Consider the following 15,112-nt stretch of genomic DNA (forward strand, 5'->3'; position numbering starts at 1 on the left):
AGTAAAACCATAACTAATCAAAGATTGACCAATTATGGTTTTACAAGTTTATCTTCACAGTATGAAAAATTCAGATTGTCTTAGTGAACCGCCGTATACCGAACGGTACGTACGGTGGTGTGAGAGGTCGGTAGATAAATTAATTATCTACCTCCTACTCGATAAAGAAAATAAGCAAACTTGTGTAAAATAATTACAATTTAGTAACAATTGGACTTTTAAAAAGGTTAAATCATATATATAAAGAATTATAAATATAAGTATATGTAAATAAATTCAAATAGGGGGATGTTAAATGAGAAAAAGAAGTTTGATTACTCTAATATTAGTGCTAACCTTAGTTTTACCGGTATATGGGTCTATAGATGTTGGAGCTATAGATGAGAAGGGGACTATATCAAATTATCAAGATGAAGAACTTAAATCTATCGAAGAAACAATAACTATTTTATCATCAGATGAGTTTAAAGGAAGGCTTACAGGAACAGAAGGAAATAAAAAGGCTATTGAGTTTATAGTTAATAAATTTAAAGAAATAGGACTAGAAACATTTGAAAACAATAGTTATTTTCATGAATATACCCAGAAGGTATATAATCCCGATGAATCAGAGCATTCATTATTAGTAGAATTTGAAGATGGAACTAAAAAAGAATATATTTATGGAAGGGATTATATAGATAGATTGAGAAATCAAAATTTAGAGATAACGGCACCGATAACATTTGATGTAAAAGATAAAGATATATCTAATAAAATTGTTGTTATAGATGAAAATACAGACAAAGGAGATTTATGGGATAGAGCTAAGGGTATGTTAGTAAAAACAGATACCTTCTTTGGTTCCACTAGAGTATGGGAGAAGGAAATGCTTATGTTACAAATAAAAGAAAACCTTTATAATGATTTAAAAAATAATGATGTTAAACAGATTACATCTAAAACTAAATATATACAAAGAGATATAAAGGCTAAAAATGTTATAGGCAAAATAAAGGGAAAAGATAGCAGTAAAGCAGTTGTTATATCAGCCCATTTTGATCATGTAGGTTGGGATGGAGAGACTATATTCAATGGCGCTGTAGATAATGGCTCGGGGACTACAGTTATGCTTAATGTAGCTAAGAGGTTAAAGGAATATTCTAAAAGTGAAGGTTTTAATATGGACATATTACTTTGTGGATTCAATGGAGAAGAGTGGGGACTCTATGGAAGTAAGGCCTTTGCAGAATATATAATAGATAAGTATGATAATATATATAATATTAATATTGATTGTGTGGGTAAAAAGGATAACAAAGAGACGGTATTTGGAGGAAATAATGGTTTTAATGGTGAACTAGTTGAAGCTTTAGAAAAGGTTGCAAATGAACATGGGGTAGAGATAGCAGATAAAAACTATGGTTCTAGTGATCATCAGTCTTTTAATAGTCTTAATATTAGTGGTATAAGCATAGGTCAACCTAACCTATTATCTAGAGATAGTAAATATAGAATACATACTCCAAAGGATACTGTTGAATCTGTTGATATAAAAAAATTGAAAAAAATAAGTGATATAGTTTATGATTTTATTATTAAAAACAATGGAAAAACTTTCAAAATAAACGATAATTATGGACCCTATGGTGGACCAGGAGATAAAACTTGGAATAAAGTGCATAAAAAGACAAGAGATATAAATCTAAAATTTGATGAAGAGCTAGTAATAGAAATCGATGAAGTATTATTTAAAATGACTGGAGGAAGTTTTTCAGGATCTATAGAAGAGGTAAATGAGTATTATCCAGATATAAATATTCCGAAAACCATGGGAGAGTATGAACTAGACAATATAACACTGGGAGGTAGTTATTCAATAAGTACTGTAAATAAGAATGAAGAATATCCTAAAGAAAAAATAGGGAAGATACAAAAAAGGGATTTATCATTAGATAACTTAGATACTATTGCATTGAAATATTCAAATGGTGATGAAAGTGTATATTTAGAAGTTGAAAAAAATTATACAAGGTCAATGGATGCAGAATATATGTTAGAAAATTACAATATAGAAGAGATTAGTTTAAATGGTTTGGAGTATAAATTATTATATTCTAAAGAGCACGGTACTATAACTCAAGCATACACAGTGGTGGATAATAATAGTAATAGATATGGAGTTACATTAATGAGGGTAGGAAAAGAAAAGTTAGAAAGTATTATGACGGATGAAATTCGTATAGTTCCTAAAAATACAAAAGAAGAAATGAAGAAAACTATAAATAAATTTGATTTAAAAGAAATGATAAGTAATATGAGCATATAAATAATAATATAGTTATATTTAAAAAGGAAAAGTCACTAATGGATGTATCTATAACTTATATTATATATTTGCTAATGTCAGTAATAATGCTAAACTTCCTATATGGACAATATGTATATATGAATTCTATATTTGTCTAAATATACTTATAAGGGAAACTAAAAGTAGCACCTCCGGTGCTACTTTATTTTATAGAGGACTTATATTTCCATTATAGATAAGAACCAGGGCAATTATTGCTGCAATTATTAAGGCTATTCCGATTACTAGCTCGTATGGCTTAAAGGCCTTTAGATTTTTTTCCTTTTTAGCTTTGTAGTAGAAATACATCCCCGGTGCATATAGTATGGTAACCATAAGTAGATAATCGAGTCCAGCTGCATAAACTAACCATAGACCATATATTGAGGCGATTATTGATGTTATCATGTGTTTTACTATTTTACTTTTCTTAGTTTTTTCGTATCCATCTTTAGTTATAGTTAGTTTTAATTGATATAAGCCACTAAATAGATATGGTAAAAGTATCGCTGTACTTGCCATTAGAAATAGTGCTCTATAGGTACTTTCAGAAAATAGAGTTATTATTAAAAATAGTTGAACTAAACCATTGGTAATCCATAATGAACTAGAAGGGGAATTATTTTCGTTTTCCTTGGAGAACATTTTAGGTAAAACTCCATCCTTCGCTGCCACATAGGGTATTTCTGCTGCAAGTAATGTCCACCCCAGTGTTGCACCAAGTAAAGATATAACTAAACCAAAATTGATTATACCTGCACCCCATTCACCAACTATTGACTCTAGAACATAGGCCATAGATGGATTATCAAGACCTTTAAGTTCCGGTTGGGTCATAATTCCAAGGGACAACCCTGAAATTAAAAGATAAATTAGAAGGGTTCCTAATAGTCCGATTACTGTTGCTTTACCTACGTCATTTCTATCTTTAGCTCTACCTGAAACCACAACAGCACCCTCTATTCCTATAAATACCCATAGAGTTACTAGCATAGTACTTTTAACTTGTTCTAAGACACTTGAGAAACTTATATTTCCTGTTCCCCAAAAATCCAGTTGAAACTTGTCAAGATTAAAAGCCATTATGGCTGCTATTATAAAGACTATTATGGGAACTAATTTAGCTATAGTAGTTATAATATTTACTATGGCTGCTTCCCTAACACCCTTTAAAATTAAAAAGTGTATACCCCATATCAGTAAAGATGCTCCTATAATTGAGGCTAAATTATTACCATTTTCAAATACAGGGAAGAAATATGATAATGCTCCAAAAAGTAATACTGCATAGGAAACGTTACCTAACCAAGCACTTATCCAATATCCCCATGCTGAGTTAAATCCAACATAATCGCCAAAACCGTCCCTAGCATAGCTGTAGATTCCACCATCTAGTTCAGGTTTTCTTCTAGATAAATTTTGATATACAAAGGCCAATGCAATCATGCCTATTCCAGTTATTAACCAACCTATTAAAACAGCTCCTGAATTTGCTCCTTTGGCCATATCCGATGGTAGGTTAAAAGCTCCTCCACCTATCATAGATCCCACAATCAACGCAATTAATGCTCCAAGACTAAGATTCTTTTTTTCATTTCCTTTAATAACTTCTTTAGTTTTGGTATAATTGTCCATGGGATGAAACACTCCTTTCTTAATTAATTTTATAATTTATATTGAGAGTAACGATGTTGGGGCATCGTTACTCTTTTTTTTATTCCCTTATCAATGGCATACTCATGCATCTAGGACCACCACGGCCCCTTGATAATTCTGAGCTTGGGATAACATGGATTTTAACCCCATTCTCTTCTAAAAGTTTATTTGTAACATGATTTCTTGAGTAGACTATAACTTCTCCCGGTGCAATAGCAAGGGTATTTGAACCATCATTCCATTGTTCTCGAGCTGAATCTATAGCATCATTACCTCCACATCTTATTAGTGTTATTTCATCTAAGTTAAGATATTTTTTCAATATGTTCTCTAAAGTATCTTCTTCCTTGACTATATTTATCTTATTGTTATTACCCTTTGTTATAGAAAATACAGTTAATACTCCCTCAACTTCAGGGTGAATAGTAAATTTATCATAATCCACCATTGTAAATACTGTATCTAAGTGCATGAATGCCCGTTTTTTAGGAATATTAAATGCTAGTATTCTTTCAAAGCCTTCATCACTATTTAAAATCCTTTTAGAAATATTCTCAACTGATTTAGCATCGGTTCTTTCTGAGATACCTAATGCTAATATTTTGTCATTTAATATTAATTGATCTCCACCTTCTATTGAGGTAGACTCATTTCTATCAAACCATTTGGGAATAGTTTGATCTTTAAATCTAGGATGATAATCAAAAATATATTTTGCAAATATAGTTTCTCGATTTCTAGTTTGTGTTCTCATATGGTTTAATGATATGCCAGAGCCAATGGTTGCAAATGGGTCACGGGTAAAGTACAAGTTTGGCATAGGGTCGATGATAAATGGATAATCTGTTTTAACCATATCAGCCAAAGAGATATCCTTATAATTTTCTACTTCATTTTTTCTAACACCAGACATCATTTTATAAATGATTTTACTATTATCTAATGAATTAAAATAATCTTTTAGAGCTTTTTTACTTCCTTCACCAGATAGATCAGATTCATTTAAGAATTCTTCTATAAACTTTTCTTTTACACTTTCATCCTCTATAGTTTCTGCCATAAGTTTTTCTAAATATAATACTTCAACTCCATTTTTCTTTAATATATCAGTAAATGTATCATGTTCTTTTTTAGCTACTTCTAAGTGTGGTATATCGTCGAATAGAAGCCTGTCCATTAAATCCGGTGTTAAGTTTTCTACTTCGTGTCCTGGTCTATGTAGTAGAACGGTTTCAAGTTTACCTATTTCAGACCTAACATTTAAAGCTCCTTTACTCAAATCAATCCCTCCTAAAATATTTAATCCCTTCTATTACATTAAATACTCGATATTTCATAATTTAAACATTAAATTTGTAAACTTTAAAGAACAAAGGAATATATTGGACTTAAAAAAAGATACCCCCTAGGGTATCTCCGATTGTTGATAGAATATATTTAATATGTTATTCCATGATTTTTAGTTAAGTCATCGGCTATTATAGCTGTTCCTTTAACCTTAGTATCATCTTCAAGTCCCGGTTGTACAGATGGATTTGAAGGATATTTTTCTCCATTATGCTTTAATACTGCAAAAAACGGTTTGACACCCCCACCAGATACATGCATTATAATATTCTTCCATCCATTAGTTTTATTTTCACTTATTATTATAGGATTACGAACTAAAGAAAATTTAGAAACTGTTTTATACTCATCGTTTTCCTGGGAAAATATAATCCCAGTAGATCCACCGCTACCAGAGAATATACTCCCTACAAGAAAAACAAAAGTTTCTTTTTTATCGTCGCCGTTTAAATCAATGTTATTATAAAAATATCTAAAATCAGGAACGTCCTCAGTTAAATCAAAAGCTTTAGCTATAGCTTTTTCTAATTTCTCATTCTTTTCAGTTTCAGAAGCAACATAGGAAACCTCAGAGAAGTCTAACTCTTCAGTGTTTTCAAATTTGGATAAGTTTTTTTCTTCTGAGTCGCTACTTTCTTTATTAGTTGATTCTTTTACTTTAGTGTCATCATTGGAAGTAGTGCTATCTTCACTACAGCTTACTAAAGAAATCATTAGTACAGCTGACAATAATAATATAAGTTTTTTCATTTCAACTCCTCCTTAAATTATGTTATGTATTTCTAGACATGATTATTATAACTTGTAAAGAAATTAAGGGAGTTACAATATGGTTACAATGGAATTACAAGAAAGTTAAAATAAAGGTTTCAGGGTAATTGGAGGGCTTTTATTTCCATTGAATTTAAACATAATAAATGGTATATTTAACTTAAACTTATTATGGGAGGTATACATTTGAAAAAAGTCATATTATTTATTGTAATGTTAATAGTAATAACTACAGGTTCCGTCCTAGGAATCATGTATTATAAGGAAATAGACCCCTATAATGTGATACCATCATTTTCTAGGGGTGAAATTAACGTTGTTATAGAGGATAAAGTTATTGATACAAAAAATCAACCTATAATAGAAGATAAAAATATACTATTGCCATATAGTTTAATAAAAGAAAATATAACTAAGGATATTGAAATAAGTGAAAAATATAATAGGGCATATTTAAATATAGACACTCCAAGTTTTAAACTTGAGACTGACAAGTTAGATAATAGATTAAAAGATGGAGTAGAATTAAATTTTCTTTTAAAGGAAATAGAGGATAGCCACTATTTAAATATAATAGGGCTAGAAGACATTTTGGAAATAAGTGTCAAATATAATAAAGATGAAAATGTCTTAACAATAGATACTTTAAATAGTAAAAAACAGCATGGTCAAATAGTTGATAATACCTTTTTAAGACCTAAAAAAGGTTATTTTAGTTTTGTTATGGACAAGCTAAATAAAGGGGATAATATAACCTTGTATGATAAAGAAGGAAAGTGGAGAAAGATTAGAAATGAAAAGGGATATATAGGATATGTATTGGATAAAAAGATAGAAATTAAATCAAAAATAAAAACAGGTGATAATAGGATTAATAAAAAAAGGGAACATTGGAATAATGATAAAAAAATTAATTTGGTTTGGGATCATATAAATAAATATTCCCCTGATTTATCAGAGGAAGAAAAAATAAAGGGCTTAAATGTTATATCGCCAACATGGTTTTCTATAGTAAGTGAAAGTGGATATGTGGTTAATAATAGTGATATAAAATATGTAAAAGATGCCCATGATAAAGGATATAAGGTATGGGCTTTAATAAATAATGGTTTTGATCCTGATTTGACCCATAAATTACTGTTAAATGAAGATGGTAAAAAAAGAGCTATAAATCAAATAGTAACCTATGCAAGTATTTATAACTTAGATGGCATAAATATTGATTTTGAAAATGTATATTACAAAGACAAAGATAGATTAACGGCCTTTATTAAAGACTTAACTGGAGCACTTAAGGAACAAAATTTAATAGTAAGTATAGATACAACAGTTCCCTCTGGAAGTTTAAACTGGTCAAAGTTTTATGATAGGGAATCTTTAGGTAAAATAGTGGACTATGTTATGGTTATGACCTATGATGAACATTGGGCATCAAGTCCTAAAAGTGGGTCAGTGGCATCAATTGATTGGGTATCTAGGGGAATAGAAAAAAGCTTAAAGTATATACCAAATGAAAAGCTTATAATGGGGATTCCATTTTATACTAGAGAATGGGAAGAAACGGAGGATAACAGTGGAAATATTAAGGTTACATCTAAAGCATTATCCATGGAAACAGTAAAAAATAGAATAAAGGAATATGATAGTGAAGTTATATGGCTTGATGATATAGGACAACACTACACGGAATATAAAAAAGATGGTAAAAAATATAGAATATGGATAGAGGATAGTAAATCTGTAGATTTAAAAGCCAGATTAGTTCATAAATATAACTTGGCAGGGGTAGGTTTATGGCGAAAGGGCTTTGAAGAAGAGGAGGTATGGACTGTTTTAAATAATACATTGTATAATAATGATCGGTTGGTTAAGGAAAACTAGGTTAATATACAAATATAATTAAAAAAGGGGTATTTTATGACTATAAAAGAATTAATAAAAGAGGTTATAAATAATAATAAATTAATATATGGAGTACTAAGTAACGTAAAAAAGAAGAGCATTAAAGAGTTTAATAAAGTAACAATAAAGCCTGTTCTTATTAAGGAAGATATCTTGATACAGTTTACTTATAACTATGACAAAAAAGTAATTCATAAAAACCTAAAGCTTTATGATGCTATAGAAAAAATAAATGACCTATTAAATAATTACTTTAAACAAGGAATGATATTCACCACAGAAGCTGATTATCAGATTTTAATAAGTAAAAAGGGAAAAGTGAAGATACTAAGGAAAAAGCCTACTAAAGAAAAAACTGACTTAAATCACAATAGAAAAAAGAATTATATAATAGAAGAAAATGAACCATGTGATTTTTTAATAAGATTAGGTGTAATGAATGAAAAAGGTAAAGTATATAAGAAAAAATATGATAAGTTTAAACAAATAAATAGATTTTTAGAAATGGTTTCTGATGTTGTGGATAGTATGGATAAAAATAAAACGATAAATATAATAGACTTTGGATGTGGAAAGTCCTATCTAACATTTGCCCTTTATTATTATTTAGTTGATAAATTGGGCTTAGATATAAATGTAATAGGTTTAGATTTAAAAAAGGATGTTATAGACTATTGTAATGAAGTGTCCAGGGATTTAAAATATGATAAATTAAAGTTTGTTCATGGTGATATAAAGGATTTTAAAGAAATAGATAAGGTGGATATGGTTGTAACATTACATGCCTGCGATACTGCCACCGATGCAGCGCTGGTTAAGGCAGTTAATTGGGATGTTAAAGTTATACTATCTGTGCCCTGTTGTCAGCATGAGTTACTAAACAAGATAGACAATCCTGTTATGAAACCAATGATAAAACACGGAATAATAAAAGAAAAGCTATCAACGTTAATAACCGATAGCATCAGGGCAAATATACTTGAAATATTAGGATACTCTACACAGATGCTAGAGTTTATAGATATGGAACATACCCCTAAAAATGTTTTAATTCGAGGTGTGAAAGTAGGGGGTAGTAATAAGAAGGCTGTAAAAGAATATTTAGAGTTTAAGAAATTTTGGAATATAGAAAAGATTTATATAGAAGAGGCTATGGGGGATAGGTTAACTTCACAGTTGAAAATTGAGAATTGATAGTGGACAGTTAAGGTATAAATCGGCGAAGCCGATTTAAGATATAATATTTTATGGACCAAGTGAATAAAATTACTTTTAACTGTCAATTCTCAACTGTCCACCGTCAATTTAAATAAATAGAGGGGCAATTCATTCTCCGGAATTTAGTTACTGGGGGATTCGTAATCCCCTAGCTTGAAATCTCTGATCTCTGCACTTTGTCCCCTGCACAAAAGAAAAAAGCGGTTTTAACCGCTTTTTTCTTTATAGTTTATAATAGGTAAAATCATCACAAAATGAACATTTATATTTAGCTGTATTCTTATCTACTAATGAAAAGGTTGGTATTGCATAGATGTCATGGTTACTTACACATCTGGGATTTTCACATTTTATAAGGCCTTTAATTTCCCCAGGTAATGATACACTTTTCTTTTCAACTATTTTATCATCTTTAATTACATTTATTGTAATACTAGGATCTATAAGTCCTAACATAGTAAAGTCTAAATCTATTTCGTCTTGAATTTTTATAATATCCTTCTTACCAAGCTCATTACTTTCTACATTCATTAATAAAACTACTGGAAAATCTGCTTTATCAAGCTCTAGTTTTTCAAATATTTTAAGACCTTTTCCTGAAGTTATATGATCTATTACGATTCCTTTTTTTATACTATTTACGGTTAACATATTATATCACCCCCAAAAGATGTGCCATCAGTGACATTCTTACATAAACACCGTATTTGGCCTGTTTAAAGTATACTGCTCGTTTATCCTTATCAACACTATAATCTATTTCGTTTACCCTTGGAAGGGGGTGCATTATTAACATATCTTCTTTAGCATTTTCTATTTTATCTGCTGTTAAGATATAACTATTTTTTAATTTAAGATAGTCTTCTTCATTAAAAAATCTCTCTTTTTGAATTCTAGTCATATATAATATATCTACCTCATCAATAACATCTTCAATTTTGCTGGTTTCTACAATTTTAACATTGTAGGTTTCTTTAACAAAATTTTTAACATACTCTGGCATTTGAAGTTGAGGGGGTGAAACTAGATAAAATTCCATATCTTTATATCTTGATAGGGTTTTAATAAGGGAATGAACAGTTCTACCATATTTTAAGTCACCACATAAAGCAACTTTATTACCATCTATATTTCCCTTTAGAGTTTTTATGGTAAGTAAATCGGTAAGGGTTTGGGTAGGATGTTGATGACCACCATCTCCACCGTTTATAACAGGTACTTGAGAAAATTCAGAAGCGAGTTTTGGAGCACCCTCTCTAGGATGACGTATAACTGCTATATCAGAATAACCATCCACAACTCTTATTGTATCTGATATACTTTCTCCCTTTTTTACTGAACTGGTCTGAGCATCGGCAAAACCTAGTATTTTACCTCCCATTCTAAGCATAGCCGACTCAAAGCTTAGTCTTGTTCTAGTGCTAGGCTCATAGAAAAGTGTAGCTAGGATTTTCCCTTTACATATTTTGTCATACTTTTCAGGTATATCTACCATATCCTGTGCAACGGTAAAAATTTGGTTTAGTTCCTCAAGTGTGAAATCACTTGGATCAATAAGATGTCTTCCTTTAAGATTCATTATAATTCCTCCCTTTTATTTAGTTGTTGGGGGATTTTTGATCCCTCAACTAATTTGGTTGGGAGACAAGTCTCCCTTATTAGCCTCACAGGACTAATTTAAAGGCATAAAAAAACCTTCTAGCACTGAAGGCTAAGAAGGTATAGATATCTTGAAATATAGACATGAATAATCTATATACCAGTATTCATACCTTCTCAGTCTCACAGGACTAATTTAAAGGTTTATATGTTACAAACATAATATCGCAATGACAAATAAATGTCAATAAAAAATATTACAAAATGATATGATTCAAGTAAAAAAATTACAGGAAAATGCGAAATATAGTAAAATATTACTAACAATCTTAAACTATGTTGAAAATAGGTTATTTATATGGTAATATTATATAACGTTAGAATTAAAAAAAATATAGAAGAAAAACGGGAAGGAACTATATTATGGAAATGACTAATCTTGAATGTATAGATGAAAAAACGATTAAAAATAATATAGAATATAAAAGAAGAATACTAAATGAACTGATGCTAAATGATAACATAAACAAGGAATGTATCTTAAAATTAAGTATTGAGTTGGACAAGCTTATTTATAAATACTATTGTAAAAAATATAACAATAAAAATTATAATTAAAATTTAACTTTAAGGAAAAGTTAATATATTTAGATGCATAAAAATCCCTATTAAAACAGGGATTTTTTATTTATATTTTAGTAGGCTTTAACTATATTAAAGTCTTATAAAGTCATATGTTAAGTGTTTTACAGAATACCCCATTACCAATCCTCTGTTCCCTGCACCTTGCATCCTGTACAGAACAAAGAAGCACCAAAGGTGCCTTTGTTCTAAAGATATATAAAACATGGTATAATAATACTAACAAACTATAACGGAGTGATAATATGGATAAAATATTAATTGTTGATGATGATAAAAAAATATGTCAGTTAGTAGAGATGTTTTTAGAAAAGGAACAGTTTGAGGTAATAAAAGCCCATGATGGTGAAGTAGCTATTAAGAAATTTAAAGAAGAAACCCCAAATATGGTAATACTAGATATAATGTTACCTAAAATGGATGGGTATGATGTATGTAGAGAGATAAAAAAAATTAGTGATGTTCCTATAATAATGCTTACAGCAAAGGGGGAAACATTTGATAAAGTACTAGGATTAAGGTTGGGAGCAGATGATTATATGGTAAAGCCCTTTGATCCAGAGGAACTTATTGCTAGGATAAGGGCTGTATTAAGACGGGTTTCCACAAATTCTAATCAATCAGCAGAACAAATAATTTTTCCTAACTTGGCTATAAATATGGACAATTTTACTTTAAAAATAAATGATAAAGAGAGCCAATTACCTAAAAAAGAAATGGAATTACTATATTTCTTAGCATCAAATCCAAACAAGGTTTTTACAAGGGAACAGTTAATAGAACGTATTTGGGGATTTGATTTTATAGGAGAAACTAGGACAGTAGATGTTCATATAAAAAGACTTAGGTCTAAATTAAAGGAAGTAAAGGATAATTATGAAATAAAAACAGTTTGGGGGGTAGGGTATAAATTTGAGGTGAAAAAGGGTGTTTAATTCGGTATTTAAAAAAATGACATTTGTATACCTTATCGTAATAATAATAAGTTTTATAATATTAGGTATTGTAGCCATAGAGATGTTAGAGGATTATTACTTTGATAAAAGAGCCCATGCTTTAACGGAAGAGGGGCAAAAGCTCAATAATACTATAATAGATTATCTAAATAGAAAGGTAAACTATGGAACTTTGAAAAATGAACTTAATTCTATAGAAAAGTTCTTAAATGCTAAAATATGGCTTATAGATAAACAAGGGTATATATATGGGGTATCAAATGAAACTGAAGGAAATTGGATAGGAAAACAGGTTTCAACCGATGATTTAGTGAAGGTTTTAAAGGGCGATGTTATGGTGAAGAGGGGAGAATATGATGAACTCTTTGGAGGTCCTGTTCTTACAGTGGGGGTCCCTATATTTGTAAATGGAATAGTTGTAAATGGTGTAATCATGCATTCTCCAATATATGAGATAGACGAAACATTAAATGAAATATATAAAATAATACTTTATTCTATGGTTATATCCTTGATGATTGTACTTATACCCCTTTATTTCACTTCTCAAAGGATATCAAAACCACTGAGGGAAATGAATAAAATAACCAAAATAATAGCTTCAGGGGAGTTTGAAAAAAGGCTTAATATAAATACAAATGATGAAATAGGGCAGTTAGCTAAATCTTTCAATAATATGGCGGGAGAACTTGAAGAAATAGAAGAAAAGAGACGGGGATTTATTGCAGATGTTTCCCATGAGCTAAGGTCTCCCCTTACCCTTATAAGGGGTTATATAAAGGCACTTATGGATAAAGAAACTTCTGATGATAAGAAAAATGAGTATCTTAATATAACATATGAAGAGACTGAAAGATTATCAGAACTGATAAATAATCTATTGGATTTATCCAAGATGGAGTCTGGAAATTACCCCCTTAATTTGACTACATTTGATTTAAATGAACTTATTAGAAGGAGTATAATCAAATTTGGTAATAAACTAGAGGGAAAAGATATAAATGTGGAAGTGAATTTTAGAGAAGACCCTATATATGTTAGTGGAGAAAAGGATAGTATTTCTAGGGTTATATCAAATATTATAGATAATGCCATAAAATTTATGGAGAGGGAAGATAGTTTAACTATACTAACCGAAATAAAGAATAATAAAGCCTATGTATACATTAAGGATACGGGATGTGGTATTCCTAAAAAAGACTTACAAAATATATGGAAAAGATTCCACAAAGGAGATAAATCCAGATCAAGGCAAATAACTGGAACGGGGTTAGGCTTATCTATAGTAAAGGAAATTATTAAAAATCATAATGAAGAAATATGGGTTAAAAGTGAGGAGAGAAGAGGTACTGAATTTGTATTTACATTAACTTTGTCAACAAATACAAAGTAAAGTGAAATATGCATATAGCAAACAATATTTACAAAAGGTGTAAAATGTACTACAATATACATAAGTGACAGATAAAATAACATTAACAATTAGGGGATTAGTTTAAAAAAATAGGGGGAATCACAATGAAAGAAATCATTAATCAAGAGGAAAGTTTTTTAATAGGAGATATTGAAGAAATCTCAATCAATGTATCAAGTACAAATGTAAAGGTAATATCTACAGATGATGAAAAAATTAAAGTACATTTTCATGGTGATATTAGTACAAATAAAGAAAAGTCTATACCTTATCTTGATTGTAATGAGAATGATAAAAGATTGGAGATAAGTATAGAAAGAAAATCAAAAATATCTTTTGGAATAGTACATGTAAAGTCAGACTTAAGGTTAGATATATATATTCCTAAAAATTACTTAAATGATGTATCAATAAAAAAATCATCATCTGATATTAAGATAGAAAATTTGAATATTAGAGATTTTAAGTGTAAATCTTCTTCAGGGGATACTGATATAGAAAGTATTATCTGTAAAAATGCATATATTGATACATCCTCTGGAAAGGTAGATATAGAAGAGTTTGATGGGAACTTAGATGTTTCATCAAGTTCAGGCAGTGTAAGGATAGGTTATAAAAATACTAATAATGATATTAAAGTTAAAACTTCTTCGGGAAAAGTAAATATAAACTTACTCAATGGGGGTAAAAATGAACGGGTAAACTCGGGGCTACTAGATGTACATACAAGTTCCGGAAAGGTTAAAATCCAACAAGAAGTACTTAATCATGATATTAATGTTAAGACATCTTCAGGAAGTGTAAAAATAAAGTTCCCTAAAAATTCTGAATATTATCTGAAAGTAAATACTTCCTCTGGAAATATTAAAACAAAAACCCCTTTAACTACAACGGAAGAATCAAAGAGAAATTATTTAGAAGGGGTTTTGGGAACAGACACTAATAAAGTTAAAATAAAAACTTCATCGGGTAGTGTGGAGTTAGAATAAAATGGTCACCCCTTAAGGGGTGATTATTTTATTTACAATTTATTCATACTTTTTTAAATATTATTGGCTAAAATAAGTATATAGATTAAAGAGGTAGAGGAATTTACCATTTTAAATCAATAATATCAAAATTCCGTGGTATACGTATAATAAATATCTTTTTAGACCAGCTAGTAAAAGTCAAGAGTATTTAAGTGAAAAAATTTAAATTCTCTAATATTAAATTTATGCACGACAAAAAGACCTTTGAAAAACACGAACAATGGCCAAATTTAGGCTTTTAAAATTG

General features: G+C 29.7%; 12 protein-coding genes. 7 read left to right on the forward strand and 5 right to left on the reverse strand.

The window, feature by feature from the left end:
* Positions 1 to 295 precede the first annotated feature (295 nt).
* Positions 296 to 2,308 carry a M28 family metallopeptidase gene (locus V6137_RS18385; RefSeq protein ID WP_425449437.1) on the forward strand — a complete coding sequence of 671 codons (2,013 nt, stop codon included), beginning with the start codon at positions 296 to 298 and terminating at the stop codon, positions 2,306 to 2,308.
* 189 nt (positions 2,309 to 2,497) lie between these two features.
* Here the strand turns inward: V6137_RS18385 and arcD are convergent, their stop codons facing one another.
* The 3 genes from arcD to V6137_RS18400 form a co-directional block, all read right to left on the reverse strand.
* Positions 2,498 to 3,964 carry an arginine-ornithine antiporter gene (gene arcD, locus V6137_RS18390; protein ID WP_425449438.1) on the reverse strand — a complete coding sequence of 489 codons (1,467 nt, stop codon included), beginning with the start codon at positions 3,962 to 3,964 and terminating at the stop codon, positions 2,498 to 2,500.
* A gap of 79 nt (positions 3,965 to 4,043) precedes the next feature.
* Positions 4,044 to 5,270 carry an arginine deiminase gene (gene arcA, locus V6137_RS18395; protein WP_425449448.1) on the reverse strand — a complete coding sequence of 409 codons (1,227 nt, stop codon included), beginning with the start codon at positions 5,268 to 5,270 and terminating at the stop codon, positions 4,044 to 4,046.
* Positions 5,271 to 5,422: 152 nt separating this feature from the next.
* On the reverse strand, positions 5,423 to 6,082 hold the full coding sequence (locus V6137_RS18400; protein ID WP_425449439.1) for a hypothetical protein: 660 nt from the start codon (positions 6,080 to 6,082) through the stop codon (positions 5,423 to 5,425).
* Between the two features lie 207 nt (positions 6,083 to 6,289).
* On the opposite strand from V6137_RS18400, the gene V6137_RS18405 reads away from it, so the two are divergent.
* Entirely contained in the window at positions 6,290 to 7,984 is a 1,695-nt protein-coding gene (locus V6137_RS18405) for a glycosyl hydrolase family 18 protein (RefSeq protein WP_425449440.1), read from the forward strand.
* A gap of 36 nt (positions 7,985 to 8,020) precedes the next feature.
* Positions 8,021 to 9,199: a class I SAM-dependent methyltransferase gene (locus V6137_RS18410; protein ID WP_425449441.1), complete on the forward strand. Its 1,179-nt coding sequence runs from the start codon at positions 8,021 to 8,023 to the stop codon at positions 9,197 to 9,199.
* A gap of 246 nt (positions 9,200 to 9,445) precedes the next feature.
* Here V6137_RS18410 and V6137_RS18415 read toward each other — a convergent pair whose 3' ends face one another.
* Positions 9,446 to 9,874 (reverse strand): aspartate carbamoyltransferase regulatory subunit, encoded by a 429-nt coding sequence (locus V6137_RS18415; protein WP_425449442.1) that lies wholly within the window; start codon positions 9,872 to 9,874, stop codon positions 9,446 to 9,448.
* Between the two features lies 1 nt (position 9,875).
* Positions 9,876 to 10,802, reverse strand: a complete 927-nt coding sequence (pyrB, locus tag V6137_RS18420) for an aspartate carbamoyltransferase (RefSeq protein ID WP_425449443.1) — start codon at positions 10,800 to 10,802, stop codon at positions 9,876 to 9,878.
* A gap of 443 nt (positions 10,803 to 11,245) precedes the next feature.
* Between pyrB and V6137_RS18425 the strand changes: the two genes are divergently transcribed.
* The 4 genes from V6137_RS18425 to V6137_RS18440 all read left to right on the forward strand — a co-directional run bounded on the left by V6137_RS18425 (position 11,246) and on the right by V6137_RS18440 (position 14,823).
* Positions 11,246 to 11,440: a Spo0E family sporulation regulatory protein-aspartic acid phosphatase gene (locus V6137_RS18425; protein ID WP_425449444.1), complete on the forward strand. Its 195-nt coding sequence runs from the start codon at positions 11,246 to 11,248 to the stop codon at positions 11,438 to 11,440.
* A gap of 269 nt (positions 11,441 to 11,709) precedes the next feature.
* On the forward strand, positions 11,710 to 12,399 hold the full coding sequence (locus V6137_RS18430; protein ID WP_425449445.1) for a response regulator transcription factor: 690 nt from the start codon (positions 11,710 to 11,712) through the stop codon (positions 12,397 to 12,399).
* A 16-nt stretch (positions 12,400 to 12,415) separates the two neighbouring features.
* On the forward strand, positions 12,416 to 13,813 hold the full coding sequence (locus V6137_RS18435) for a HAMP domain-containing sensor histidine kinase (RefSeq protein ID WP_425449446.1): 1,398 nt from the start codon (positions 12,416 to 12,418) through the stop codon (positions 13,811 to 13,813).
* A 125-nt stretch (positions 13,814 to 13,938) separates the two neighbouring features.
* The gene (locus tag V6137_RS18440) at positions 13,939 to 14,823 is read left to right on the forward strand and encodes a DUF4097 family beta strand repeat-containing protein (protein ID WP_425449447.1); all 885 of its coding nucleotides are present in this window, start codon (positions 13,939 to 13,941) and stop codon (positions 14,821 to 14,823) included.
* Positions 14,824 to 15,112: the final 289 nt, after the last annotated feature.

The organism is Dethiothermospora halolimnae, assembly GCF_037577855.1.
Classification (GTDB): Bacteria; Bacillota; Clostridia; order Tissierellales; family VENL01; genus Dethiothermospora; species Dethiothermospora halolimnae.

Coding starts and splice junctions, on each gene's coding strand:
- V6137_RS18435 (WP_425449446.1), top strand. CDS start 12,416: ATGACATTTGTATACCTTATCGTAATAATAATAAGTTTTATAATATTA.
- arcD (WP_425449438.1), bottom strand. CDS start 3,964: ATGGACAATTATACCAAAACTAAAGAAGTTATTAAAGGAAATGAAAAA.
- pyrB (WP_425449443.1), bottom strand. CDS start 10,802: ATGAATCTTAAAGGAAGACATCTTATTGATCCAAGTGATTTCACACTT.
- V6137_RS18440 (WP_425449447.1), top strand. CDS start 13,939: ATGAAAGAAATCATTAATCAAGAGGAAAGTTTTTTAATAGGAGATATT.
- V6137_RS18425 (WP_425449444.1), top strand. CDS start 11,246: ATGGAAATGACTAATCTTGAATGTATAGATGAAAAAACGATTAAAAAT.
- V6137_RS18385 (WP_425449437.1), top strand. CDS start 296: ATGAGAAAAAGAAGTTTGATTACTCTAATATTAGTGCTAACCTTAGTT.
- V6137_RS18430 (WP_425449445.1), top strand. CDS start 11,710: ATGGATAAAATATTAATTGTTGATGATGATAAAAAAATATGTCAGTTA.
- V6137_RS18400 (WP_425449439.1), bottom strand. CDS start 6,082: ATGAAAAAACTTATATTATTATTGTCAGCTGTACTAATGATTTCTTTA.
- V6137_RS18415 (WP_425449442.1), bottom strand. CDS start 9,874: ATGTTAACCGTAAATAGTATAAAAAAAGGAATCGTAATAGATCATATA.
- V6137_RS18410 (WP_425449441.1), top strand. CDS start 8,021: ATGACTATAAAAGAATTAATAAAAGAGGTTATAAATAATAATAAATTA.